This window comes from Gluconobacter sp. Gdi, assembly GCF_014132155.1.
In the GTDB taxonomy this organism is placed as follows: Bacteria; Pseudomonadota; Alphaproteobacteria; order Acetobacterales; family Acetobacteraceae; genus Gluconobacter.
This window is the reverse complement of the sequence record NZ_BLJQ01000002.1, coordinates 594,139-619,584: the sequence shown is the minus strand read 5'-3', so window position 1 is coordinate 619,584 and position 25,446 is coordinate 594,139. Positions and strand designations below refer to the sequence as shown.

The following is a 25,446-nucleotide window of genomic DNA, read 5'->3' as shown; positions in this document are numbered from 1 at the left end:
CTGGTCTGTCGCATCCCTGACCTGATTGACTGAAACATCAGGCCTGCGACCATGAGCGACGACGATCACACCGGCCAGGACGGCCTTGAGCACGACCTGCCCGAAAGCCTTCTTCCCTATGACGACTGGGTGGAAGACGCCTATCGTGAAGTCATGCTGCGCGCCATTGAGCACGTTGCGGCTGAGGGACTTCCCGGTGCTCACCATTTCTACCTGACCTTCCGCACCAATCGTTCGGACGTCATCATTCCGTCCCGTCTCCGGGCCCAGTATCCGGAAGAGATGACGATCGTTCTTCAGCACCAGTTCTGGGATCTGGCGCTGGATCGCGAAAAGAATGTCATTTCTGTTGGTCTGTCATTCGGGGGCGTTGGCAGCATCCTCGTCATCCCGGTCGCCGCTATTACGGCTTTTGCAGATCCACATATCCGGATGGCGCTGCGCTTCGTCAGCAGCATGGTCGATGACGACGAAGACATCGAGATCCCTGAAGGTGCGGTAGAGCCAGATGATATCGATCCGGCGCATCACCCCGAGGTGACAATCGAAGAGCCTCCTCAGGAAGAGAAGAAAGATGCCGAGGTCGTAAGCCTGGCAGCATTCCGCAAGCGCCCACCAACCTGATTTATTCCTTCCCGCCCGAACAGGGCACCGAGGCCTGACGGTTTCTGCGTCCTGATGATAATATCAGGACCATCGGGCGCCGTTTTCTTGAGGGACCATCATGCGCTTTACCGTTGATCGCCTTGACCACATCGTTCTGACCGTACGGGACAGAACTGTTTCGGCATCCTGGTACCAGCGGGTTCTGGGCATGGATATTGAGGAATACGGCCGGAATAACCGTGTTGCTCTCTGCTTCGGCGGCCAGAAGATCAATCTTCGCCCTGAAGGATCAGAGGGTTGGGAAACGGCCGAGGGCGCGCAGCCCGGCACATCCGACCTCTGCTTCACAACAGCCATTTCGAGTGACGATATTGTGCGGCATCTCGAAAAATGCGGTGTTGTCGTTGTGGAAGGGCCAGTTTCGCGCTTGGGCGCTCTGGGACCGATCACTTCGGTTTATTGCCGGGATCCGGATGGCAATCTTGTGGAAATTGCCTCTTACCAAGGCTAACAGGCGGGGTAGGCCCCCGCCTGAACTCCTGGTTTTTACCAGTTCTTGGAAATCATCCAGAATTCTTCGGATGTCAGGGTAATGGCGTTGGAGCCCTTCGTTTCAGCCGCAGCCGTTGCGAGGGCTTCGATACGCTCGATCATGAGCGTCTTGCGCTGATGAGCCTCTGACTGCTCCTTGACGGTGGCAAGTGTCTGAAGGGCAGACTTTGCAGCTTTGGCAACGCGGGCTGCGTCAATAGCGGCATAAGACATGATTAGTCTCCATGGTGATGGTCAAACTCGAAGTTGATCCTACCGCACCCTTGAGACCAGACCAAATAAACAGCTCGCACTCAGGCCAGAGAGGCCTCGTATGCCTCAAGCACGGCATCCGTTGGACCATCCATGCGGATTTGCCCCTCTTCCATCCAGAGGATACGCGTACACCATTGCTTGAGCACAGGCAGGGAATGCGATGTCACGACCAGAATTTCTGCGGCATCAACCATGCCTGCCATCCGCTCTCTGGCTTTTTCCTGAAAGCGCTGGTCTCCTGCCATGAACCATTCATCCATCAGCAGAATACGCGGACGTGGAACCGTAGCCAAAGCAAATCCAAGCCGAATGCTCATCCCGGACGAGTAGAGGCGGACTGGCAGATCAAAGAACGGTCCCAGTTCCGCAAAGGCTTCGACATCAGCCTCCAGCGCAGGAATCTGGCTCTTTGGTAACCCGATCCGACACGCAAAGAGATTGAGGTTTTCACGCCCGCTCAACTCTAGATTCATGCCTGACTGCGGATCAATGAGCGCATGACTGTCACCCTCGATATCAAGAAAACCATCAGTCGTTTCATAGATGCCAGCCAACACACGCAGAAGCGTAGTTTTTCCAGCACCATTATGGCCAATCAGGCCAACCCGTTCACCCCCATGGATCTGGAATGTCAGGCCTGACAACGCCTGCACCAGAACAGCATCAGAAGCGACTGCGCCGAGACGCATTCGTCCACCTACAGCCGAGGGCTTTGTGACGGTAGCCTTGGCACGAGCCAGCAGTGTTTTCTTCAAAGAGCGAGAAGCCCCGTGCAGCACCGGAAACGACAGAGAAAGGTTCTCAAGGCGGATATGCGTCATGTCAGATCCAGAACACCAACCGTGAACGCACACGGACGAAAGCCCATATCGCGATAACCCAGAACACAGCACTCGTCAGCAGGGCCACGAGCCAGACGCTGATCGAAGGAATATGCCCCAGCAATGGAGCGCGAACGACTTCCAGCAGAGCATAAAACGGGTTGTACAGCAGGTACCGCGCTTTCCCCGCCAACTGCTGCGGTTGCCAGATGACAGGCGTCACGTAGAACACGATCTGAAGGAGCGCCCCGATAATCGGCGGCACATCCCGGAACCTTGCGCAAAGTGCCCCCAGCAGCATGCAGGCTGCAAATCCGTCCAGCCCCCACAGCAGAAGAGACGGAAGCGCCAATAACGCCGTGAACCCCGGCCAGACATGATAGATCGCGAAAACACCAACAGGCACGATGATGTTGTGAGCGAAAACAATCGCATTACGGACCACAACCCGTATGGCCTGAAGCAGCAATGGAAGACGACTGGAGCGTATAATGCTTTCGGCATCCAGAAAACTGGTGCAGGATTCCTGAAGAAGGCTGGACAATCCCGTTTGCCAGAGCGTCAGGGACAGCGCCAGAAACGGCAGATAGACCTTCATATCCTGATGAAAGAGCCGACTGTATAGAACGCCCATGGATGCGACCATAAGGGCCGATGTAATGGTCAGCCAGAAGGGCCCCAGGGCTGATCCGCGATAACGCAGCTTAATGTCCAGCCATCCGAGCATAACGCCCAAACGCCAGAGCTTGCAGGCTCCGCGGAAATCATCCCAGGCCCGGGCAGCGGGGCTCCCCCGACGTTGGTCGAACTTCAGCACGCTCAGATCGTGCGTCGGCAACCGTTGCACCTCTGGCTCTTTCGTGGCCGGGGAAGATGAGTTCATCTGGTTCGCCTAGCCGATAGACTGTGTTCCCGCAAGCAGTCTTGCCCTTGATGATGGCGTGCTCTTCCACCATCTGTCCCTGAACACCTTCCACAGTGAAAAAGTAGGCGACAAACGTAACTCTTTCGTCATTTTTCCTAGTTTTGCCGTAATCCCTGTGTATGCTTTGAGGGTTGCGACAGTTCTTCCTTTGTCAGGTACCCTGCCCCGATGCCCAGACCCGCCGTGCCGTTCCAGACCATTCTTCGCCCGTTGACCGCTCTCCGTTCCGGTCTGGCACTTGGTCTGATCGGCCTTCTCGCGGCCTGCGCCGGCACACCAGACATGAGCTCCACCTCACAGGTTCCGGTCTCTCAGGAAGCCGCGAAGTATCGCGCTCACGCAAAATCCTACTACGCCCCGCCAGGGCCACCCAGCGATCCATGGGGGCCATACATTCAGGAAGCGTCTGCTCGGTTTGATATTCCAGAAGCGTGGATCCGGGCGGTCATGCAGCAGGAATCTGGCGGCCACCTTTACGACCATAATGGCAATTTCATCACCTCGACGCCGGGTGCCATGGGCCTGTTGCAGCTTATGCCGCCAACTTATGATGACATGCGCCAGCAATACGGCCTCGGCGACGATCCGTTTGATCCGCACGATAACATTCTCGCAGGCACGGCATATCTTCGGCAGATGTACGAGATCTACGGCTCCCCGGGATTTCTTGCCGCCTATAACGATGGTCCGGGCAGCCTCGACAGCTACCTGCGCCGCGGACGCCCCCTTCCGCGCGAGACACGCCGATATGTGGCAGCGATTGGTCCGCGCATTGCGGGCGTGACGCCTCATAACCGATCAGCCGCAGATCTTCTCGTTTCGCAGCACGATCCCAATGCCCAAATTCAGGTCGCAGAAAATACTGTCCCTACCACGCCGGCAAGTCAGTCGATCCGGGCAGCCTGGTCCCACAAGGATGCATCAGCAGACAGCTCATCTGATGATAACTCCTCTTCAGACGAGACCGTGTCCGAGACACCCGTCGCTTCTTCTGCAACGCCTGTTATCGTAGCCTCTGCCGCGCCGACGGAACCGAGCAGCGTCAGTGCGGCATGGGCAGCGCGAGGCATCACCTCCCCGGCCCCCACTGTGCAGAAAGTGGCCTATCATCCGCCGGTCGCAAACAGCATGGATACTGAACTGGCGGACAGTCAGGTCACGGCGCAGGAAATTCCGATGGGGCACCACCTGCAACCCCAGCCGATCATGGCCGTCATGCCCGCAACACGGCAGCAGTATCGACTGTCTTCGCCAGCACCGACGATGCATCACGCAACTATTGCCGCCCCGCAGGAAACGAGCGGTCCTAAAACATGGGCCATTCAGGTCGGTGCGTTTGCCAATTCGGGACAGGCCACTTCAGCCGCGTCTCAGGCTCATAGTCAGGGCGGAGCAGTTGTCGCGTCTGCGAGGACACAGGTTGCCAGTGTTAAAACAGGCAAAGGCCACCTCTATCGTGCGCGCCTGACCGGGCTGACACATGAAAATGCCCTTGCGGCCTGCCATCGTCTGTCGCACGGTTCACCGTGCGTTGTGGTTCCGCCCGGCGCTTTCTAAACCGTTACCTTCAGGGAACAGAGCACATCCTATGCGTCGCTTTCTGCCAATTTCTGCTTTCTGTGCTCTTGCCATGATTGGCACCCTCCCTAATCCAGCTCACGCTGCCCTGGAAACAGGAGCGCATGCTCCGGATTTCACTGCCAAGGCCAGTATGGCCGGACATGAGTTCAGCTATCATCTGGCCGAAGCCTTAAAAACAGGCCCGGTCGTCCTGTATTTTTACCCGGCCGCTTTTACCAAAGGCTGCACCATCGAAGCGCACGAATTCGCTGAGGCAATTCCCGAATTCAAGGCGATGGGTGCAACGGTTATCGGGATTTCCATGGACCCGATCGACAAGTTGACCCGTTTCTCCGTCAGTGAATGCCGGAGCGCATTTCCTGTTGCTGCAGATCCTGACGGGACCATCACCAATTCCTACAAGGCCAAGATGCCTCTTCTGCATATGGCCAGCCGCACCTCTTACGTGATTGCGCCGGATGGGCATGTTGCCCTCTCCTATGCATCCATGTCCCCGGATGGCCATGTCGAGCGCACACTGGCTGCCGTCAAGGCGCTTCAGGCTGCCCACTAAGTTTACCACACACCGGAATATCTTCTATGTCGCGCCCTTCCTGCTCCACACCGTTCCAGAGCGGAGGGGAGCCTGCTGACCTTTTTGGGCAGCATCATGTTGGTGATTCACGGCCACTTCGTCTTTCGGAAGACGTCATCAGTACAGCCCTCTACGACGGCCCGGGCGACTGTTACCGTTACACCTTGAAGCGCGTATGGGACGAGACGAAGCCCATGGTCATGTGGCTGATGATGAACCCGTCAGTCGCCACAGAACTCGGGGACGATCGAACGGTTGCCAAATGCCAGCGCTATGCCCGTGCATGGGGTTATGGGGGCATTTTCGTCGGCAACAGTTTTGCCTACCGCTGCACGGATCAGAAACGCCTTTTGGAAGTCGATGATCCCATTGGGCCTGACAACGACAGGCATCTTCTTGAAATGGCAAAGGCAGCTGATCTTGTCGTGCTGGCTTACGGTGCACCACAGGCAAAGGCACTTCGGCCTCGGGGCACTGCTGTGGCCCGGATGCTGGCGCACCATGGCGTGAAGGTGACCGCATTGAGATTGAGCAAGACAGGACGGCCAGAACACCCGCTTTATCTTCCGGGTGTCCTGACCCCCCAGTCATTGGATCCGGAGACCCTGACCTAATTCTTCAGGCGGGTTATTCCCCGTCTGAGCGCGGGCTCTGCTCACGGATCTGCCAGACCAGAACCAGATGATTGTCATGGTTCGGATAAACCACCTGTGGCTGGATCTGAGCGCCGAGCTTGTTTTCCCGATAGACTTTCTCGATCGCCACTTCGTCCGCAGCCAAAGCCTGATCCGAGATCGCTGCGCCATCCTGAAGGGTAGTTGCCGCTGCCAGAGCAGGCGTTGGTACTTTTCGGTTACCCTCGAAAGCAACCTTGTCCACAATCAGTCCAGCAGTGCCAGCCTCGGCAGTCCTTTGATCGTGCTCCCGCATCAGCAGCTTCACATCCACCTTGTTGGCGGAGATATGCAACTGCTCACCAAGGTCCGCCCCAACGCCACGTGACTGATACAGCGTCGCGACCTGTTTCTGTGCGTCTGCCAGCTTCGCGCGTGTGACGTTTTGGCCGTCGTGATAACCGAATGCTGCGAGAATATCCGCAGATGGAACACGCTTGTTTCCCTCCACAGACACCGAGCCCAGTTGAAGAGGGGAATCGAGAGCGGGAACAGGTGGGGGAGCGACCGGGCCTGCGGCGGGCTCGGCCAGAACCGAACCGGTCGTTAAAATCGCTCCCACGGCAAGACCCACTCCTGCACGTGTCAGCATGGAACGAGAGAACCTCATGCTGCCTCCTGTAAAAAACTAAAAATCAAGCGATTGTCTTACGCCATAATGCCTCAGGAGTTGCCCCTTATCTGGACTGTGATGGTCTTCATCCACACAATGTCACACTTCGCATCACCAGAGCCCAAACCATTTTAGTTCCCCCGTACGCATTGACAGCGGGTCGGACGGTCTGCGACACACCACCTCTCACTCCATAAATTGGAATTCATTTTCTTCGTCCCACCCTGTGGGAAAGTCTTCGAAGAAGACCGTCTTCCTGTTCGCCATCATCAGACAGAAGAGAGATTCGCTGCCTTATGGTCGTGCTGACTGATCACGCTCGCCTTTTTCGTTCCGGACATCTGCGGACCGTTTTTCTGGGACTCCTGTCCGCCACGACACTGGCATTTGCGCCAGGCCAAGCCTGGGGTCAGTCGGCCTCTCCTTCAGGTTCCACTCCAACAGCAGGCCCGTCGGCTGAACCCTCGGCAGGCAACAGCAAATCCGAACTGACATCGCACCCCATGGATACAGGGCGACGTGTTCCCATCCTGCAAAACAACATGCGCGGCGTACGCAGCGCTGGCACTCCTGACGAAGTTGAAGATCCGGGCGCGTTTTTCGCAGCCCCCATGGGATCGCAGCATTTTTTCGGAGACTGGGGCGGCATCCAGCCATGGCTTGTCAATCACGGCATTCACCTCCTCGCCGCAGTCAACGAGGAATTCGCCGGAAACGTGACAGGCGGTAAGGATCGCGCCTATTCGGACACGGGCCAAGTCGGCGTTGAAGTGGATATCGACTGGGACAAGATGGCCGGTATCAAGAACTTCTGGACGCACACCCTGATCGTCAACGGACATGGCCAGAACGTATCCCGGATGTTTGGTGATTCCATCGCACCCGTGCAGGAAATCTATGGTGCACGCGGCAACGTCGTAGCGCATCTCGTGTCGATGTATGGAGAGGCATCCTTCTACCATAACCGTATCGACATCAGCGCTGGCTGGATTCCGGTCGGTTCTTTCTTTGCTGCCTCGCCACTTTTCTGCGACTTCATGAACGTTGCCGTCTGCGGAAATCCAGCACCTAACAAATATACGGAAGGCAACCGCGACTGGCCGTCCGGAAACCTCGCGGCGATTGCTCGTGTCATGCCGACGGTCAACACATACATCATGGGTGGCCTCTTCGCCGTAAGCCCGCACGCCTACAACGGCGGCATTTCCGGCTGGTCCTGGGCACAGTCCGGATTGGGGAAGTTCTCAACGCCTGTTGAAATCGGCTGGCTTCCCCGTTTTGGGAAAAACCATCTCGTTGGTCATTACGAGCTTGGATATTCCTACGACAATTCACGCTATCTGAACCTGTACGAAGACATTCACGGGAACTCGTGGCAGCAGACTGGCCTGCCTCGCCGCTATGAAGCCGGGCGAAACAGTGCGTGGCTGATCATGGATCAGATGCTGATGCGCAACGGGCCCGGTGATACCAACGGTCTGATCCTCATGGCGGGCGCCATGTACAGTGACGGCAAGACCGTCGCCATGCGAGACCATACATGGGTCGGCATGATTGATACGGGCAAAGCGTGGGGCCGTCCGCTCGATACTGTCGGCGCCATGTGGCAGCACTTCGACATGAGCACCACGGCAGCCTTGCAGCAGGAATCCTCCAAGCAGCTCAACCTGCCGTATCAGGATAACCAGTGGGGCACAGTCTATGGCCCGCAGAGCCATGAGAACGTGTACGAACTGTTTTATAGCGCGCATGTGGCCCGTGCGATGGCGATCCAGCCCGACTTCCAGTACATCCAACGCCCCAGCGCGACGACGACATTTCGTGATGCCGCTGTGCTGGGGGTTCAGTTCACCGTCGTGCTCTGAATTAGCGACGAACCAACCACGACAAAGCGAAGCCTGAAAAGGGCTTCGCTTTTTTTATGCCCGCATCCCGCACGCAGACGCAGTCATATTAGGTTACATTGATTTATTTGAGATTAATTCTCATTACCGTATGTAGCGCACATCTTTTCCTCCAATCGAGGCTTCTTCCCGTGCGCGCACATCTGCTTTCCCGCCCCAGACCTGCTCGCCATCGCAGGCACCTGGCCTGCCTGCTGCTGGCCGGAACAACCTTTCCTGCTTTCGCCTATGCAGCAAGTCCCTTCCCGAACCAGACCCAGGTCGCTTCCGACAAGGCTGCGGCAGCTCCCAGCGTAGCCAAATCGTCCGCACCCAGCGATGAAGAAATCATCGTAAAGGCCAAGCGCCGGAACCAGATGGAAGTCACGAGTGGCGGACAGCTTGGTGCACTGGGAAACAAGAAGGGCCTGGATGTGCCCTTCAACATTCGCAGTTATTCTTCCAGCATGATCCTGAACCAGCAGTCCCAGACGCTGGGGCAGGTTCTGGAAAATGATCCGTCCGTTCGCACGACGTATGGATACGGCAACTTCTCGGAAATGTTTGTCATCCGCGGTTTTGCCGTCAATGGTGATGACGTGGCCATCAATGGTCTTTACGGCATCACGCCCCGGCAGCTTGTTTCACCCCAGCTCTACGACAGTGTTCAGGTTCTCAACGGTGCCAGCGCGTTTCTGAACGGCGCGGCACCGAGCGGATCCGCCATTGGCGGCAACATCAATCTGATGTTCAAACATGCGACGGATGCCCCCATCACGCGCCTGACGGGAGACTACACGAGCAGCGCCATGGGGGGCGGCAACATTGACGTTGGCCGTCGTTTTGGAACGGAGAAGCAGTTTGGTGTTCGCCTGAACGTGGCCGGTCAGTCCGGCGAAGACTCCATCAATAATGAATACCGGCACTCCACCGCGCTGGGAGCCGATTTTGACTGGCACAGCCGCGATAACAGCACACGCATTTCGATGGACATGAACTATCAGAATCAGGGCGTTGATGGTGGCCGCCCTGGGCTGATGCTGAGTTCATCTGTCACCAGCGTTCCGCGCCCAGTCGCCCCATCTCACAATTTCGGTCAGAAATGGGCGTATAATGACCTGAACTACATTTTTGGCATGCTGAACATTGAGCATGATCTCTCCAAAAATGTGACCCTGTATGGGGCCTTTGGTGCCCTGAACGCGAATGAGAAGGGCAACTATTCCAGTCCGACCCTAACGGATGCAGGCACCGGCGCCGCAACTGCGGGCAGCATGTATGTGCCTTACAATCAGACGAATGAGAGCACCCGCGCCGGCGTTCGTGCACACTTCCGAACGGGCTTTATCAAGCACGAAGTCAATGCCGGTGGCTCCGCGCTCTGGGAAGATTCAGCTGCGGCCTACGCCATGGCCCTGACCTCTCCGACCACCAACATTTACAAGACACCGCAGTTTGCCTCCCCGGCTCAGACTTTCGTTGGGGGTGTTTTAAACGACCCGCAGACAACAAACTGGACACGCCTGTACAGCCTGTTTTTCTCCGACACGATGTCTTTCCTAAATGGTCGCGTCGCCCTCACCGGGGGCTTCCGTTACCAGAACATGATGATCAACGGGTATAAATACAGCAGCACGGGCCGCGGTGCACTGAGCACTCCATATAATCAGGATGCCATTACACCTATTGTCGGGCTTGTCATTCACCCGACGCGTCAGACGTCCATTTACTTTAACCGGATTGAAGGCATGTCTCAGGGCGGTACCGCCCCCGCCAGCGCTCAGAATGTCGGACAGATTTTCCCACCCTATAAGTCTGCCCAATATGAAATCGGCGCCAAGTACGACATTGGTCGCTTCAGCGCTGCTCTGGCGTTTTATCAGATTTCACGCCCCAACTCTTATAATGTGCCCATCGAAGGCACGGGTTATTCCATTTACAAACAGGACGGCCTCCAACGGAACCGTGGCATCGAACTCACCGTGAATGGAGAAATCCTGCCGGGACTGAGATTCAACGGTGGCGGCACGCTGATTGATGCGGACCTGCGCCATACGGCAGGAGGCCTGCAGAATGGCAACACAGCGATCGGCGTTCCGAATTATACGATCAATGGCAATCTGGAATACGACCTCCCTTTCCTGAAGGGAGCAACCGTTGTCGGACGTGTCGTCAATACAGGCAAGCAGTGGGTCAACACTGCCAACACCCTGCATCTGCCAGTCTGGACGCGCTTTGATCTGGCAGCACGCTATACGTTCACGACGTATCACAAGCCTGTCACCCTGCGCTTTGGCGTCGATAACATCGCCAACACACGCTACTGGTCTTCGTCCTTCAATGGCTATCTGCTTGAGGGCCTGCCCAGGACATTCAAGTTCTCCTTCACGACCGATCTCTGATTTCACTTCAGACCGCAGATACAAAAAACGCGCCACCTTGATCGGGTGGCGCGTTTGTCATGTCTGGCCTTTGGCAGCCCTCAGAACGTAATGCCTGTCTCGAAATCGAGCAGCAGAGGGTTCTTGTAGCGATTTGTGCCGCCCGTACTCCAGATATACTGAGCACCGGGCCGGATCACGAGCCAGGGTGTTGGGCGCCAGCCGTAGTTCAATTCGATGGCATGCTCACCGGACGGCTTGTTGATCCCCGCTGCACCGGCAGCCTGCATCTGACGGGCCCAGATGGTCAGCTTCGGGTTCACCCACAGCATTTTCATGCCAAGACTGATGGTATCGTTCGGGCGGTTCCGGAACGTCCCTTTTCTGGTCACGCCCCAGGTGATGAAGTAAGGCGCAACTGCCGTGCGAGGATCGCCCCATGTGAAGGATCCGAAGAAAGACGTTCCACGGTTCGGATCCCCCTCATCGCGTTCCAGCATACGGTCAAACTGAAACCAGCCACCGAAACGACCGCGAACCTTCTGGGACGGTGCAGAAATCAGATACTCAGCCGGAACACCAAATGTCCCAAGCTGAGAATAAACATCTTTGACTTCAGACGTATCCCAGTACCCGCCGATCTTCACATTCGTCTGGAGCGGACCGCTGTAATCGTCCGGGCCACCCTGATGCCAGCCAATCTGGAACGGCAGATACGTTCCCGTGGCACCATGGAGGTTCATCTTCCAGCCATTGTGCGTATTGGAAATAACCGGATCGACGGAATAGGCACCAAACTGGATCAGGTAATGGTTGTTTCCGGCCGGATAGAACTTCACCCATGCTCCCGGATGAGCCGTAGGATACCAACCATAGCCTGAGTTCATCGCAATGGACTGCGGCATACCGCAGATAGCGTTGGACTCGAACTGGCAGTACTGGCTCATGCCCCAATACATGGAGGACTGCTCGAAATCATTCTCGGTGTTGATTTCACCGACTTCCGTGGAGACGTAGCGGTTCCAGGGCATTTCCCATGACAGACGCGTCAAACGGACAGTTTCACCAGACCCGAAGATCTGCTGTGGGCTATCGAGTGCCGGAAGTTTGGCACCAATACCCAGACCCTGCCGGGCTGTGCTTAGGAAGTGAAACAGGCCAAGGTTCCAACCGGTCAGTTTCTTCAGATCAAAGTCGATATTGAGGCCGAATTCATCCGCATATCGAACAGTCTTGGCCTTGCCGCCCATCGGATTTCCCGCACTGTCCTGCAGGAAGTGCCCACCGATATTAATGCCCTTCTCGGTGAGCCAGGTGCGATAGCCGCCCCAGTCACCAGTCATGGTGCTCTGCGTCAGCCAGTCATGAAAACTGGCAGGGAAAAAACGGTTTTCCGTTGTATCTGAAGGCTGCACATCAGCCAGATGCGATGGGGTCGGGGCAGGTTTGACCAGCAGAGGGGTCGGCTGGATGGATCTGGTCCGAAGGACAGGATGACCAGCACTGTTGTGCGCGCGTGGCTGACCCGGTTTCGCCTGATCGGAGGCAGAAGCCGTCTCGGCGTATGCAATCTGGACGGTGGACAGTGTCGTGCTCAAAAGACAGGCCGCCCCCAGAGCCTTCGTCAAACTGCTTTTAAACCTCTGCATCTTTTCCCGCGTCTCCTTCTCACGTCGCCTGTAACCGGAAATCATGAATGACTTTCCCATACAGGCCGATGCCGGTCCGGAATAGAGAGAGGAAGACGGTTGTTTTCGTAATGCGGCAATTCCGCCGCATCACGTCAGAACATGTCTAATCTTTTTCCTAGGTTTTCTCCCGAATTACAAAACCTTCACGTCTTTCAATTCGGCGGAAGTTTCATGTTCACAGTTATGTGTTCTCTGTCCCAACGGCGCGTCAAAGGTTCCAGGCACACCAGAATCACCACAATAACCACGGCCACTTCACACAATGTGCGGAACAAACCGGCATAAAGAGCATTTCCCGCAGAAGCTGCCATATCCGCAGGCATGGCCGCACGATTGGCGATCACACTGCCCACATACATCGCAATGCCCCATAGCAGATAAAGCGCCCCCATCATGAAACCACTCAGGCGGGCTGGCGTATAGCGGGCCACAATGGCCAGACCCAGACCATTCGTCAGCAGTTCCGCAAAAGACAGAAGCCCGTAACCCGCGACCATGATCCAAGGGGAAACCAGACCTTTCGTCCCGACAGCAGAAAGCCACCAGACTGCAAAGGCCATAGCTACCATGACGTAGCCAATCAGCATTTTCCGAGCCAGAGACAGATCCCGCCCCTGTGCGCCCAGCCGATTATACAGAACGGCCAGAAGGGGGCTGATCGCCATGATCCAGATGGGATTAAGCGCCTGAAACTGCCCGGCAGACATATGAAAAAGTGTCACGCCGCCAATACTGAAATCGCCAGAGACATCGCGCAGAGCGAACAGCGTCAGGGACGTGATCATCTGCTGATAAAAGACGAGATAGATCGTGCCTTGCAGGCACAGCATGTATGTCAGCCGCAAACCGGGACGTTCTTCTCCCGGTGCACGAACGTAAAGCACAACCCATGCCAGGAAAAGCAACGCAGCCGCGGCAAGAATACAGACCCGGGCAAGACCATCGCTGCTCATGATCCATGCGTTGAAAACAGTCAGCGCAAGCAAGCCCAGCCCGACCAGAGCAAAGCGACTGAGAGGTACACTTTCTTTTTCTACAGCACTGGCCGTATGAGCGAGCCACCCAGAACGCCACACATAGTACAACAGACCAATAACCAGCCCGACTGAACAGGTCGCGAAGGCGACAGGCGCGCCGTAATTGACCTGAAGCCAAGGCGTCAGCAGCATCGAGACAGTCGAACCGACATTGACGGACATGTAATAGAGGGTGAACGCTGCATCGAGTGCGGCATTGTCACCTTCATAAATCCGGCGAACCAGATTGCCTGCATTTGGTTTGAAGAGGCCGTTTCCTGTGGAAATCAGCGCCATGGCCAACAGTAACAATGTCGGTGATGTCAGGGACGCCGCAAGACAGGCGTAGCCTATGGCGAGGGCAATTGCCCCCATCACCATTGTTCGCCGTGTCCCGAGAACGCGATCTCCCAGCACGCCACCGAGAACAGGCGTGATGTAGGTCAGGGCGGAAAAGGCACCCAGCATCAGGTTGGCCGCAGTATCTGCCATCCGAAGCTGCTGGACCATAAACAGCGTCAGAACTGCCTGCATGCCGTAATAGCCGAACCGTTCCCACAGCTCGATTGCAAGCACGACAGTAAATGCCCGACGACGCGTCGTCGCTGGCGGTTGCCCGGAGGCCGGTGTGGAATAAGCGGTCATGAAAAGCCCGTCAGAAACAAAGACGGGCTTTATCTTAGGGCAAATGCCACTCCCCGGCGAGGATGAGGGCATGAGATCCGATCACGCTCAGCACCACGACGAAGATGATGGCGAAAATGCCACCAATAATCTGACGCCACGGCCAGTCTGGAATACGTGCTTTTGCGCGACGGATCATTCCCATGATCAGGCCTCCTGCTCAGCGAAGAAGGCTTCCAGTTCAGGAGAAACCGGCCCGATATGCACCTGCAACGTCACGAACAGGTCACCTGCGGGGTTCTTTTTGTCAGCGCCAATACCACGACCGGCAAGACGGAGAACTTTCCCGCTGTCGGAATGTTTGGGCACCTTCACCGCGACGTCTCCCTTCGGTGTTGCCACGGTCACTTTCCCGCCCAGAACAGCTGTCTTGAGATCGACATTCTGGGTCATGCGTAGATTACGACCATCGCGGACGTAACGCTTGTCTGGCGTGACAGAGATCGTCAGCAGCGCATCACCTGGAACACCCGGCTGACCATCCATGCCTGGACGACCTGGCGCGCCCTTACCCCGTACACGCAGGGTCTGTCCTTCTTCGACGCCCGGCGGAATACGAACTTCCGTATGACCGCCTTCGCCCAAAGCCAGATCCAGAGACGTCCCAAGAACGGACTGTTCAAAGGTGATGGTCACGGAAAAACGGCGGTCAGAGCCCTTTGTGGCCCGACGTCCTGCCGCACCACCGGGCTGAAAGTCCCCACTGAACCCGCCGCCACCAAACATGTCGGAGAAGAACGCGCCCAGATCTTCCTGATTGAAATTTCCCTGGAAGCCATGTGCCCCGGCTCCCGGACCGCCACCGCCGAAGCCACCGCCGCCAAACGGGCCACGCTCCTGCCCTTCGGCATCAATCTCGCCGCGGTCAAAGCGCGCACGCTTTTCCTTGTCCCCGACGATGTTATACGCCTGACCAACAGCCTTGAACCGCTCTTCCGCGTCCTTGCTGTCGGGGTTGTGGTCCGGATGGTACTGCTTGGCCAGCTTCCTGTATGCGCTGCGGATTTCCTTGTCCGTGGCCGTCTTGGAAACCCCAAGAACTGAATAAGGGTCTTTCATCTCAACTCCGCATCCTCTGCTGCGCCGTCATCCAGAAGATCAATCAGTACGGCAAGTACGACATCACGGGAAAATCCCGCGCTCACACCTTCTTCAATCAGACTGTCCAGCTTTGGTCTAAGGTAATCCTCAGCCGGGTGACCATCCTGTGCCATTGGTTTATTCCTCCATTACGTCCAGATGTGTGACGCCCGTCGCCCCGGGTCAATGACCGAGGACAAACTCCGCAACATGCGGCACGAGATCCGGGTCGAGAGGGCCAAGAAAAGGAAGACCGGGGCGGGTCATCGTTTTTCGGTCAATTGCCGGAACATCCCTCAGAGAGTGACTCGCAGAGGGCAAGTAAGCAGTCGTCGCCTGAGGATCCGCAGCCTGAAGCAAGGGAAGATCTTCTGTCGGGCTAACCTGATGGTCTTTTCCGCCCTGCACCAGCAAAACCGGCCCATGATAGGCTTTCAGGAACGCAGCAGGATCATATCGCATAACGTCAATCAGGTATCCCTGTACGTCCGCGTTGAAGAGTGGCTGCAAACCAGGGTGTAGCTGTGACGGATCCACACGATGGCCCGCTTCAAGGGCATTAATGGTGCTATCAATCTGTGGAAAAATGGTCTGCGCATGCGGATTGGCATGGAGTTGCGCCCGGATAAGTTCACCCATTGGCCGCCCTTGTGCCGACAATAGGATCAAGCCACAGATACCCTGGCTCTGGCCAGAAGCAGCAAGCACGACCAGCGCGCCCTCGCTATGGCCACCAAGCCAGACGCAGCGTGTTCCCGTTTCTTTACGAATGACAGAGATCCAGTTCTGAACGTCCGTCACGTAATCCTGGATGGTAACGTGGTTCCCGTTTTCAACGGCCCGCGCACTTCCAAACATACCACGCTTGTCAACGCGGACCGTTGAAATACCGCGTGCGGCTAACCCTTCAGCCAGTAGCCTCAGCGTTCCTGGCTTAAGACCAGACGCTGAGTCTCCATTTCTGTCTGTAGGACCAGAACCAGGAATGAGCAGAAGAACGGGTGCTGTTTTTCCGGCATCCAGAAAAGTGCCAGATAGCGGACCTTGTGGACCGGGTGCTTCAAGAGAACGCTCAGCTGCTGCCTGAGAAAGACCAGTTTCAAGAACAACAGCTATTACCAAGGCAAATGAACGCAGAAAGACAGGCATCATGGCAGGACTCCGTTCAAACTGTTCTTGCCCTGTTTCGAGCCGTTCTTGTCTTAGCGCGTAAAGGCCCGTACCAGCGCGTTTTGCTTTCCAACTTCAATCGGCAAACGCGTATCCGTGAGCTGACGACCCTGCCAGCCGGCACCCATCGCCGTGTAAAGCGAGATGGCGTCACGAAGGCGGGCCATCCGTCCCACGACTGCCTGATCCTGAGCAGAAAGTGCGGTTTGCTCCGTCGTCAGGACATTGAGATACCCGGTCAGACCAGCGCCAAACAGCTTCTGGGCACGATCACGCGCCAGACCGGAATCCGTAGCGGCCTCTTCAAGCTGCGTGACAAGTTCATTGTCATGGCGCCAGTCCCCCATTGAGTCTTCGACTTCAGCAAAGGCTTTCAGCACTGTCTTGCGATACACCAGACGGCTCGCCTCGGCTTCTGCACGAGCCTGAGCAATTTCTGCCGTGTAGCGACCGCCATGAATAATGGGCAGCGAAGCCATCATCATGAAGCTCCAGGCCATGCCACCCATCTGGAACGCCTGATAGGCAGCAGAAGCGTTCGGATTGAACGTCAGCGGGATCATGAACTTCGGATAGAGATTGGCAACCGCCACACCGACCTGAGCCATGTCAGCAGCGTAATGCGCTTCTGTTGCCCGAATATCCGGGCGGTTTGCCAAGACAATGGACGGCAGGGACGCCGGGAACGCCGGGACAGACGGCAGAGGGCGCCGCACGTCCAGCTCTTCCTCCAGCTTGCCCGGCATTTCGCCGAGCAGAATGGAAATGGCGTGGATCAGGCGCTCTTCCTGCGAATGCAGTGGAGCAAGACGCGAGCGCTCGAGATGCTCTTCTGTCTGTGCCTGCGCCACGGCCAGCGTATTGCCCAGGCCGTGCGTATAAAGTTTTTCAGTCAGTTCGCGTGAGCGCTGCGCCACATCAATGCTGTGTTCCGTGACTGCAAGCCGCTCCTGAATACCGCGCAGCGTCACATAATCTGATGCGACTTCGGACAGCAGCGACAACAGAATAGCGCGACGGTTTTCCAGTGATTCCTCAACGAGCCGCTTACGTTCCTCGACCTGACGGGAGATATGTCCGAACAGATCAATTTCCCAACTGGCGCGAGCACCATAGGTCAGAACAGAAGCCTGTGGCCGGTTTGCCGGATTTCCAGGCCGCAACGGCCAGTTATCGACATTGATGGAATACCGGTCATCGCCACCGCCCATCGCTGCATCAAGCTGGGGATACCAGGCTGCCTGAGCCTGCCGCCGGACAGCCCGCTCTGCCACGATATGCTGAGACGCAATCTGCAGGTCGTAGTTGCCCTTGATCGCAGCCTCGATCAGTTCGTTGAGCATCGGATCGTGGAACTGGGCCCACCAGTCCTTCATGTCTGCTTCGGTCCGCGCAATCTCGGCCGCCGTCACCGATTTTGGTTGCTCGACGAAGGTGTCTGGCACCTTGATCTTGTCTGGCTTGAAATTCGGCCCGACGGTGCAGGCCGTAAGTGACAGACAGGTGCTGAGAGCGAGGGTCAGAAGCTTGCGTGACATGTCAGAGATGATTCTGCAGCCAGGTGGTCAACTTGCCACGGGCGCCCGGCGTTTCGCGCCCAATCGTGACGGTTGCGGTCATACCGGCCGCGAGAGTGATTTCCGGCGGAACATTATCCAGCTCCAGACGAACTGGAATACGCTGTGCGAGACGAACCCACGTGAAAATCGGGTTCACGTCTGGCAGACCAAGACGGTCTGACACGCCGTTACGGTCGTTAATACCACGACCAATGCTGACTACGTGGGCAGGCAGGATCTGCTTGTAGCCCATGAGTTTGACACGGGCGGCGTCACCAACATGCACACCGTGCATCTTGGTTTCTTCGAAGTATCCGTTGATCCAGTAACTGTGGGCATCAATCACGGCGAGACCAGGCTGACCAGCATGGGCATAATCACCGACGCGCAGATTCAGGTTGGTGATGTAGCCGTCAACGGGCGAATAAACCGTGGAACGCTGAAGGTTCAGCAGCGCCGTATTCAGTTCGGCTTTTGCTGCATTTACTTTGGCGCGTTGGGTTTCAACATTCGAGTTGAAGTCTTCCTGCTCTTCGGCAGACACAATGCCACCGAGGCCCATACGACGCTTGGCATCAGAAGATCTCAGCTTGAGGTCTTCGTCCGCACCGGCAAGGCGGGCACGGGCGGCGTCAATATCAAGGCGGAAGCGAACGGGATCAAGAACGAAAAGCGGGTCACCGCGATGGACAAACTGGTTATCCACAACAGGAACAGAAACGACTGTTCCGGAAACTTCAGGGGCTGCATCTACGACGTAGACACGAACACGACCATCGCGCGTCCATGGTGCCAATACGTAAATGTCCCACATGGTCCGACCGAGGCCAATGGCCATCGCCAGGACAATCAGAGTCAGCAGAACGCGGATTACACTGCGGGTCCAGTTCATAGCCGACCCCTCCTAGACGTAAAGGATGAGTAGACAGAGAACACAGACATAGAGCGCTATTTCAAAGAGGGCGACGTGCCAGAACCAGCTCAAAGCACCGGTTCGCCACAGAATGCTTCTCAACAGAAGTGTTACGAACACTGCTGCAACGGCGTAAATTGAGAGGGGTGCGACAAAGACGCCGAAGAGATTAACTTCCGTAAGCATCAGGCTGTGACCTTGGTGCCAACTAACGGACTGTTCGACGAACTTTCCACGGGACTCCTCGCAAGTCCGTGACGACTCCCCCAAGGGCGTAATCACGGCACAGGCGAAGTGCTTACGCCATTAACCCACGACTGGCCAGATGGCTTTGACAAAAATCAGTCATAAAATGTCTTATTTGGAATGACTGAAGAAACTCTTCAGAATGGACAGAAAGCTTTTGCCCGTAAAACGGCCAATCGGGCCGAGCAGAAGGCCAGTAACCGCCGTAATGGCAACAGACTGCTTCAGTTCGACCAACTTGCGATCACGACGAATACGCGCCTCGATCTCGACAACGTCGGGAATCGACCATGCTGCAAGAACTGCAAAAATCAGCACGAAGAACAGATCAATACCAATGACGCACAGGCTGGCTTTTACGTAGCTCAGACCCGCCACACTGATAAAGAACGCCCACAGGAAGCCATGAAAAGAGATGGCTGCGAACAGCAGGAAGACAACGGCAACAAGCGCGCACGCAACTCTCCGGCCGATTCGCATGGCAGAGCGGGAGAGAATCTGGCCTTGGGCGGAAAGGACTTCCTGACCGAGTTCAATGGGCTTCATGGAGGATCGTTCGCCTTTATTTCTAACAGGACGGGCGCAGGTCTGTGGATGGCCTGCCTCCCACCTGAAAGGTCACGTGCCGATTACTTGGAGAAACGGCCCGCCAGGAAACCGACCACAGCGGAAATCAGAATAGCGGCGATAGGCCGCGACTGCACACGCGTCGATACATTTTCAATTTCATGATCTGTGATTTTGCGGGCATTTGCAACGGCATGCTCTGTACGGTCCGCTGCCTGAAGCAGAGCCGGGTTAACATAGTCGTTCAGGATCTGCTCAACCTGCTTGCGCAGCGTCTCGATCTGGTCCTGCGTTGTCTCGGCTGCAGCTTCGATGTTCTTCTTGACGGTATCGCGGCTCATGTTCAAACCCTCATTGCAATCAAATAGGGACCTGGGAATCAGGCCCGGTATCTGGCTTCAAACGCAAAACCATTATCAGAGGTTGCATGTCCCGCCCACCCGGCGCCCCACCTTCCCCAGCACGCCGCCGCCCCGCAGCGCGGTCTGCCCCCGCCCTCAGGCTTGAAGCTTTTCGGGCAGGCCTGCGGGGTGAGGCGTTCGACCTGACGGTTTCTGAAGGCGAGACAGTTACGGCCTATGGAACAGACCAGGCTGCGCTATCCGGCCTGTTAGACCTGATCGCGGGCTTTTCTCCCCCAATGGGCGGCCGCGTGCTTGTGCAGGAGACGGACGTTACATCCCGGCCCGCCGGACAGCGCAGCATTGTCCTGATCAGTGCCCGCGATCCGCTGTTTCCGCACCTCGATACGCGCAGTAACATTGTTTTTGCGCTTCGTGCTCAGGGACAGAGCCGTGCAGAAGCCGATGCTGCCGCAGGCCGCATGATGTCCCTGCTGGGGCTGGACGGACTGGGAAATCTTTCCCCCCAGGACCTCAATCCCGAGCAGACATTCCGTGCAATGCTGGCCCGTGCACTTGTAACCTCACCCGCTATTCTGCTGCTCGACAATCCGTACACAAATCTGGACATACAGGCTGGCAAACGCATCGCCTCCTTACTCTCCAAACTGTCACGAGCGCGAAACCTCAGTGTGCTGCAAAGCGTCACGCGCAAAGAAGACGCCCTACGTGCCGGAGGACAGATTGCCCTCTTTGATGAACAGGCTCTGCTTCAATGCGGAACAGCAGCCGAACTGTATGATCGCCCATCAGACGTTGGTGTAGCGACACTCTTTGGTGAAGCCAACGCCCTGACCGGACAGGTTCTGGACATTGCCGATGACGTCGCGCGCGTGCAGTTGGCATGCGGTGGCATTGTTGAAGCTCTCGCGTCCGACGATACGCTGCAGGAGGGTCATGCCTGTCTGGTCTGCGTCCGTCCGGATCGGATCTCGCCCTTTTTCGGCAGCCAATCTCTCGGCCTTGACGATGAAGAAGCACCACCTGTCCGCGGCACACTGACGGACAGCGTTCATCTTGGCGATCATATCAGAATGCGGGTGCGCTGCCCGGATGGCACCGAGATTGAGCTCCGGCGGCCGCCCCTCCAAGCCCAAAAGCTGCCACGAGCCGGAGCCGCCGTTCAGCTTGCCTGGCCAGCCGGGCACGCAACGGCCTTTCCGCTTCGTGCTGACCTGTATTAAAGTGCCGCCGCAATCGGTCAGGCATCCGCGCCTGACTTCTTCATGCTGATTGAGGACACCATTCTGACCCGGCCCGCTTTCTTTCTGCGACATACGCTCCCGGCACGATGCCGGGCGGGTCTCGGTCGTATCATGCGCCCTGCAGCACTTCTGACGGGTCTGCTTGCGATCCAGGTGTTGCCTGCCAACCTGCATGCACACGCAACATCTGCGAACGGCGTCCATTCGTCAGACGACATTGGAGATTTCTTTTCTCATGTCGGGCATAGTGTCGCCTCTGTCTTCTCGCCATCAGAAGCCTCGGCACACGCACACAAACGAGCGGCTGCGCGCCATTCCACAAAACATCGTCGCACAGCAAAACCCGCTCCCCCTTCCCCGGGCTGGGCTATTCCTGAAGGCGCGGTGACTGCGAATGCTCTGATCACCAGCGACAAGTCCCTGAAGCAGGTTGAATGGGACGGTCAAAAAACAACACTGGATTCAGGCGTTCATTCATCGACCCCAAGTTGGGCCGCTATCCTGCTAAATGGCAGCCAGCTTGCAGATGCGTGCCAAAAAGGCTGGGTTCACCCTCTGGGAGGCACTACGGGATGTGGCCTTCCCGGAGGCCAGACAATCATGGCGCTTGCATGGGATCGCTCCCGCCTCCCTGCCGCCCCCAACTGGAAAGACTTCTGGGATGTAGCGCGTCATCCAGGACGACGCGGTCTTTATCTTGGTGCGCGAACAACGCTGGAAATTGCCCTGCTTGCAGATGGCATAGACTCCCGGGACATTTATACCGCGCTTTCAACTCCAGCGGGGATCAGCCGGGCGTTTCACAAACTGGATCTGCTTCGACCTTATATTGTGTGGTGGAAAACACCCGCTGATGCAGCCCGGATTATGGAGCAAAGCAGCGCGCTCATGACCAGCGCCCCCATGACAGAAATTTCCAGCGTCAGCATGAAAGTCAAAGCGGGACCAGCAGCATCTCTTTTTGTCGCGCAGCCAGATCAAACTCTTAGCACCGCACTTTATTGGGCAATCCCGGCCAATAATCCTGAAACCGCAGCACAGAAAACCCTGACCCAGTTGCATACTCAGTCTCCCCATCTGAACGACATGCCCGAAAGCGTTCTGGATCCGAGAGGAACTGCCCTGTCCGTCAATGATGCGTTCTGGACCAAATATGGCGATCAGCTGGAACAGCAGTTTCAGGACTGGTACGGCAGCAGCAAGCCATGATGGCCATTTCCATGCGGCTTCACCTGCCCGCCATTATACTTGGTCTCCTCCTTGGTTGTGGCGTCAGCACACTGCTGATGCGTCTTTTGCCTGCCAGACACGTGCGCCTTCTTGGCCTGCTGGTTTTACTGCCTGGTCCGGCGCTCGCCTTTGCGCTTCCTGAACTCCATCGCGCGGGCCTTAGCTTTGTCGGCCGACATTATGACCTTGTCCAAGGCATTCTGATTTCCCCAGCCATCATGATGCCGTTTGGGGCAACGTTACTTGGGCTCCCCATGGGGACAACGCGTGCGGCAATCGGCCTGGGAGCGGATTTGACGACGCGCCTGAAACTGATTTGGCTTCCTCTGCTTTTACCTGCTTCCCTGCTTTCCCTGACAATAGCGGTTCTGTTGTCCCTCGGCTGTGTGATACTGGATCGGCCATGACTTCAGTTTCTCCTTTCTGGCAGACCACGCCGCTAGATCAGATGACGTCCGAACAATGGGAATCCCTTTGTGATGGGTGTGGGCGTTGTTGCCTGAACAAGCTCCGTGACGAAGATACGGACGAGATCGTCTACACGACCGTTGCGTGCCGACTTTTGGACACGCAGACCTGCCGTTGCACAGACTATCCAGAACGCCATCGTAAAGTGCCGGACTGCGTCACATTAACTCCTGAACTGCTAGCCGAAATCGACTGGCTTCCTCCAAGCTGCGCCTATCGATTGCTGCGTGACGGATTTGATTTGCCTGAATGGCATCCCCTGCGCTCCGGGACACGCGACAGCGTTCTGATGGCTGGCGCTTCTGCGGGAGGGCGTTGTGTAAGCGAGCGCCGCGCGGGTCCACTGGAGAACTACATAGCCGCATGGCCAGGAGAATGGCCCGCAAACGCTCCGGCCTGCATCTCCAGAAAACGCTCCGGCTAACCCCATGCTTCCGCCGACCGTCCCTCTCGTATGGAGACGTTCGCCTCGTGCACGCCGCATGACCCTCCGCATTGATGCTCAAGACGGCAGCGTTGTTGTTACGCTGCCCCAGCGCATCAGCCAGCGGCAGGGTCTTGCTTTCGTCCATCAGCATATGGACTGGATTACGTCATCTCTCGCTACCCTGCCTGAAAAACGTGTGCTGGCTGACGGGCACGAAGTCATGATCGAAGGATTGCCAGTTCCCATTCTGCATGAGCCAGATGCCCGCCGCGGCACATGGCTGGATTCAGATGGCCTTCATGTCAGCGGAGATGCCGCTCATACCGAACGTCGCGTAAGAGACTTTCTTCACAGCCTGGCCAAAGAGCGCCTCTCAAAGGCTGTTGCACTTCACGGTAAAAGAATGGGTCTTGTGCCGTCCCGTATCGATTTGCGTGAAGTCCGGTCTCGATGGGGCAGCTGCACCCGAAAAGGACGCATCATGTTGAGCTGGCGACTGGTCATGACGCCGCCGGAAATTCGAGATTACGTCGTGATCCATGAACTCGCTCATCTTCAACATTTTGACCACAGCGCTGCTTTTTGGGGCTTAGTTGACAGATTTTGCACAAATGGACGCACAGGACGTCTTGCAGCAGAGCGCTGGCTGAGCCAAAACGGGACCGCCCTGCTGCGAGCAGCATGAGGCGTGTGCGAGCTTGGCGGAATGGTAGACGCACGAGACTTAAAATCTCGAGTCCGTAAGGGCGTGCGGGTTCGAGTCCCGCAGCTCGCACCACATATAAGTTATTGGAAATAACCGGCTTTTAGGGTTTTCAGCAACCCGGAGCCCCCATTCTTCTACAAAGGGCTTCTACAAAACGAGCCCTGTCGTGCTGATTCGTCTGCAATCCGGTTTCCATTTCAGACGCGGGATTCCCGTTCGTTTTCGGCCTGCTCTGGGGAAACGGGAAATCTGGCACTCTCTAGAAACCCTCGACAGAAATCTTGCCAGAACCCGTGCCTGTGCCATGTATGGACTGACCTCTCAGCTTTTCGAGTGCATCAGTCTGGCCATGTCTTCATCGGAAGAAACATCCTCGCTCAACAAAGCGGTTGAGACCTTTCAGGAGGCTCTGGCCACATCTGACCTCCATCCTGTCCAGCAGGACCTGTTCCAGTCCATTGTCGAGACCTACGACAGTGAGATTCAGGCTCTGAAGGCTCGCTACAAAACCATGAATGCCGAGCATCTTCTGGCACGAATGGAAGACCATCAGCGGGTTTCCAGCGTTCTTGAGAAGATTGGCCCCGAAATCAACGCTCTGACCGACATCATTCACAAGCAAGAAAATCCGCGAGAACCCAGGACGAAGAGGCGCCATCAGAGCAGGGTGCCGGACAGAAACACGCAAAGCCATTCAGCCGACAATAGAGCTGTTTTTGAGATGCTCCGGTCTCTATCATCGAAGGTAGAAGGCCGGAAGGTTTCGGGGGCTTACTGTTTTCTCTTCCCGCTACACTCCGACAAAGGTAAATCAGCCTGACGCTGCAAAGAAAGCTAAATGCGCCAGAAAGTATGGGTGATTCCCAAAAAAGAATGGCGAAACACGATTATTCCCGTTCCCACCGAACTAATAGAGGCCGATACTCTGAACTCGAATAATAGGGCATGTGATTTATATTTCATTCCAGATCTCAATACCTCGAAACAGGATGTCAGAAGCATAGCTTTTGGACACCCCGTCTCAAGGATGAAAACTCGATTTGAACGTCCGGCTAAAATTACGTTCCGCTCGTTCTGAAGTAGCGTTTTCCATACAGTTGCAAATTGCGACTGTGGATATGCGGGAACTCTGGATAGATCAGTTTCTGGGATATGAGACAACGCCTAAAAGCCAAGACACCTCGACTTGCCTAGGCGGCATTACGCCAACTGTCGTAT

Annotated in this window: 28 protein-coding genes and 1 tRNA gene; 14 read left to right on the top strand and 15 right to left on the bottom strand. The window is 56.4% G+C overall.

Annotated features, from left to right (window positions below; genetic code table 11):
- Positions 1-51: 51 nt before the first annotated feature.
- A complete protein-coding gene (locus JN414_RS06705) occupies positions 52-624 on the top strand; it encodes an SspB family protein (RefSeq protein ID WP_202207208.1) in 573 nt (190 codons plus the stop codon).
- A gap of 100 nt (positions 625-724) precedes the next feature.
- Positions 725-1,117 (top strand): VOC family protein, encoded by a 393-nt coding sequence (locus JN414_RS06700; RefSeq protein WP_202207207.1) that lies wholly within the window; start codon positions 725-727, stop codon positions 1,115-1,117.
- Positions 1,118-1,152: 35 nt separating this feature from the next.
- On the opposite strand, the gene JN414_RS06695 is transcribed toward JN414_RS06700, so the two are convergent.
- The 3 genes from JN414_RS06695 to JN414_RS06685 all read right to left on the bottom strand — a co-directional run bounded on the left by JN414_RS06695 (position 1,153) and on the right by JN414_RS06685 (position 3,117).
- Positions 1,153-1,371: a hypothetical protein gene (locus JN414_RS06695; protein WP_202207206.1), complete on the bottom strand. Its 219-nt coding sequence runs from the start codon at positions 1,369-1,371 to the stop codon at positions 1,153-1,155.
- 80 nt (positions 1,372-1,451) lie between these two features.
- Positions 1,452-2,234 carry an ABC transporter ATP-binding protein gene (locus JN414_RS06690; protein WP_202207205.1) on the bottom strand — a complete coding sequence of 261 codons (783 nt, stop codon included), beginning with the start codon at positions 2,232-2,234 and terminating at the stop codon, positions 1,452-1,454.
- Between the two features lies 1 nt (position 2,235).
- The gene (locus tag JN414_RS06685) at positions 2,236-3,117 is read right to left on the bottom strand and encodes an ABC transporter permease (RefSeq protein WP_202207204.1); all 882 of its coding nucleotides are present in this window, start codon (positions 3,115-3,117) and stop codon (positions 2,236-2,238) included.
- 210 nt (positions 3,118-3,327) lie between these two features.
- On the opposite strand from JN414_RS06685, the gene JN414_RS06680 reads away from it, so the two are divergent.
- From JN414_RS06680 to JN414_RS06670, 3 genes are read left to right on the top strand one after another with little or no spacing between them, the layout of a single operon-like run.
- A complete protein-coding gene (locus JN414_RS06680; RefSeq protein ID WP_202207203.1) occupies positions 3,328-4,716 on the top strand; it encodes a lytic transglycosylase domain-containing protein in 1,389 nt (462 codons plus the stop codon).
- A gap of 31 nt (positions 4,717-4,747) precedes the next feature.
- The gene (locus JN414_RS06675) at positions 4,748-5,293 is read left to right on the top strand and encodes a peroxiredoxin (protein ID WP_202207202.1); all 546 of its coding nucleotides are present in this window, start codon (positions 4,748-4,750) and stop codon (positions 5,291-5,293) included.
- 26 nt (positions 5,294-5,319) lie between these two features.
- Positions 5,320-5,928 carry a DUF1643 domain-containing protein gene (locus JN414_RS06670; protein ID WP_202207201.1) on the top strand — a complete coding sequence of 203 codons (609 nt, stop codon included), beginning with the start codon at positions 5,320-5,322 and terminating at the stop codon, positions 5,926-5,928.
- A 13-nt stretch (positions 5,929-5,941) separates the two neighbouring features.
- Here the strand turns inward: JN414_RS06670 and JN414_RS06665 are convergent, their stop codons facing one another.
- Entirely contained in the window at positions 5,942-6,598 is a 657-nt protein-coding gene (locus JN414_RS06665; protein ID WP_202207200.1) for a POTRA domain-containing protein, read from the bottom strand.
- A gap of 299 nt (positions 6,599-6,897) precedes the next feature.
- Here JN414_RS06665 and JN414_RS06660 point away from each other — a divergent pair, with 299 nt between their 5' ends.
- Positions 6,898-8,466, top strand: a complete 1,569-nt coding sequence (locus JN414_RS06660) for a carbohydrate porin (RefSeq protein WP_202207199.1) — start codon at positions 6,898-6,900, stop codon at positions 8,464-8,466.
- 170 nt (positions 8,467-8,636) lie between these two features.
- On the top strand, positions 8,637-10,886 hold the full coding sequence (locus JN414_RS06655) for a TonB-dependent siderophore receptor (protein WP_202207198.1): 2,250 nt from the start codon (positions 8,637-8,639) through the stop codon (positions 10,884-10,886).
- An 80-nt stretch (positions 10,887-10,966) separates the two neighbouring features.
- On the opposite strand, the gene JN414_RS06650 is transcribed toward JN414_RS06655, so the two are convergent.
- From JN414_RS06650 to JN414_RS06600, 11 genes are all read right to left on the bottom strand, one after another.
- Entirely contained in the window at positions 10,967-12,514 is a 1,548-nt protein-coding gene (locus JN414_RS06650; RefSeq protein WP_202207197.1) for a carbohydrate porin, read from the bottom strand.
- 194 nt (positions 12,515-12,708) lie between these two features.
- On the bottom strand, positions 12,709-14,217 hold the full coding sequence (locus JN414_RS06645; protein WP_202207196.1) for a peptide MFS transporter: 1,509 nt from the start codon (positions 14,215-14,217) through the stop codon (positions 12,709-12,711).
- Positions 14,218-14,251: 34 nt separating this feature from the next.
- The gene (locus tag JN414_RS06640; protein ID WP_167386128.1) at positions 14,252-14,401 is read right to left on the bottom strand and encodes a hypothetical protein; all 150 of its coding nucleotides are present in this window, start codon (positions 14,399-14,401) and stop codon (positions 14,252-14,254) included.
- Positions 14,402-14,403: 2 nt separating this feature from the next.
- Positions 14,404-15,315: a DnaJ C-terminal domain-containing protein gene (locus JN414_RS06635; RefSeq protein WP_202207195.1), complete on the bottom strand. Its 912-nt coding sequence runs from the start codon at positions 15,313-15,315 to the stop codon at positions 14,404-14,406.
- A complete protein-coding gene (locus JN414_RS06630) occupies positions 15,312-15,470 on the bottom strand; it encodes a hypothetical protein (RefSeq protein WP_202207194.1) in 159 nt (52 codons plus the stop codon). The genes JN414_RS06635 and JN414_RS06630 overlap by 4 nt, the downstream gene beginning before the upstream one ends.
- A gap of 49 nt (positions 15,471-15,519) precedes the next feature.
- A complete protein-coding gene (locus JN414_RS06625) occupies positions 15,520-16,488 on the bottom strand; it encodes an alpha/beta hydrolase (protein WP_237389919.1) in 969 nt (322 codons plus the stop codon).
- A 50-nt stretch (positions 16,489-16,538) separates the two neighbouring features.
- Positions 16,539-18,044, bottom strand: a complete 1,506-nt coding sequence (locus JN414_RS06620) for an efflux transporter outer membrane subunit (RefSeq protein ID WP_202207193.1) — start codon at positions 18,042-18,044, stop codon at positions 16,539-16,541.
- Between the two features lies 1 nt (position 18,045).
- Positions 18,046-18,957, bottom strand: a complete 912-nt coding sequence (locus tag JN414_RS06615) for an HlyD family secretion protein (RefSeq protein WP_046900790.1) — start codon at positions 18,955-18,957, stop codon at positions 18,046-18,048.
- A gap of 12 nt (positions 18,958-18,969) precedes the next feature.
- Positions 18,970-19,164, bottom strand: coding sequence for a DUF1656 domain-containing protein (locus JN414_RS06610; RefSeq protein ID WP_007284708.1), 195 nt, complete (start codon positions 19,162-19,164; stop codon positions 18,970-18,972).
- Positions 19,165-19,335: 171 nt separating this feature from the next.
- A complete protein-coding gene (locus JN414_RS06605) occupies positions 19,336-19,770 on the bottom strand; it encodes a hypothetical protein (RefSeq protein WP_064274741.1) in 435 nt (144 codons plus the stop codon).
- Between the two features lie 83 nt (positions 19,771-19,853).
- Complete coding sequence (locus tag JN414_RS06600) at positions 19,854-20,132, bottom strand: hypothetical protein (protein WP_046900788.1); 279 nt, start codon at positions 20,130-20,132, stop codon at positions 19,854-19,856.
- Positions 20,133-20,218: 86 nt separating this feature from the next.
- Here JN414_RS06600 and JN414_RS06595 point away from each other — a divergent pair, with 86 nt between their 5' ends.
- The 7 genes from JN414_RS06595 (at position 20,219) to JN414_RS06565 (ending at position 25,048) form a co-directional block, all read left to right on the top strand.
- Positions 20,219-21,376: an ABC transporter ATP-binding protein gene (locus tag JN414_RS06595; RefSeq protein ID WP_202207192.1), complete on the top strand. Its 1,158-nt coding sequence runs from the start codon at positions 20,219-20,221 to the stop codon at positions 21,374-21,376.
- 42 nt (positions 21,377-21,418) lie between these two features.
- Positions 21,419-22,606: an extracellular solute-binding protein gene (locus tag JN414_RS06590; RefSeq protein ID WP_237389918.1), complete on the top strand. Its 1,188-nt coding sequence runs from the start codon at positions 21,419-21,421 to the stop codon at positions 22,604-22,606.
- Positions 22,603-23,034: a hypothetical protein gene (locus JN414_RS06585; RefSeq protein WP_202207191.1), complete on the top strand. Its 432-nt coding sequence runs from the start codon at positions 22,603-22,605 to the stop codon at positions 23,032-23,034. The genes JN414_RS06590 and JN414_RS06585 overlap by 4 nt, the downstream gene beginning before the upstream one ends.
- The gene (locus JN414_RS06580) at positions 23,031-23,519 is read left to right on the top strand and encodes a YcgN family cysteine cluster protein (RefSeq protein ID WP_202207190.1); all 489 of its coding nucleotides are present in this window, start codon (positions 23,031-23,033) and stop codon (positions 23,517-23,519) included. The genes JN414_RS06585 and JN414_RS06580 overlap by 4 nt, the downstream gene beginning before the upstream one ends.
- A gap of 4 nt (positions 23,520-23,523) precedes the next feature.
- Positions 23,524-24,207: a M48 family metallopeptidase gene (locus JN414_RS06575; protein ID WP_202207189.1), complete on the top strand. Its 684-nt coding sequence runs from the start codon at positions 23,524-23,526 to the stop codon at positions 24,205-24,207.
- A 7-nt stretch (positions 24,208-24,214) separates the two neighbouring features.
- Positions 24,215-24,300, top strand: a tRNA-Leu gene (locus tag JN414_RS06570).
- Positions 24,301-24,394: 94 nt separating this feature from the next.
- On the top strand, positions 24,395-25,048 hold the full coding sequence (locus JN414_RS06565) for a DUF6538 domain-containing protein (protein WP_237389917.1): 654 nt from the start codon (positions 24,395-24,397) through the stop codon (positions 25,046-25,048).
- Positions 25,049-25,446 lie beyond the last annotated feature (398 nt).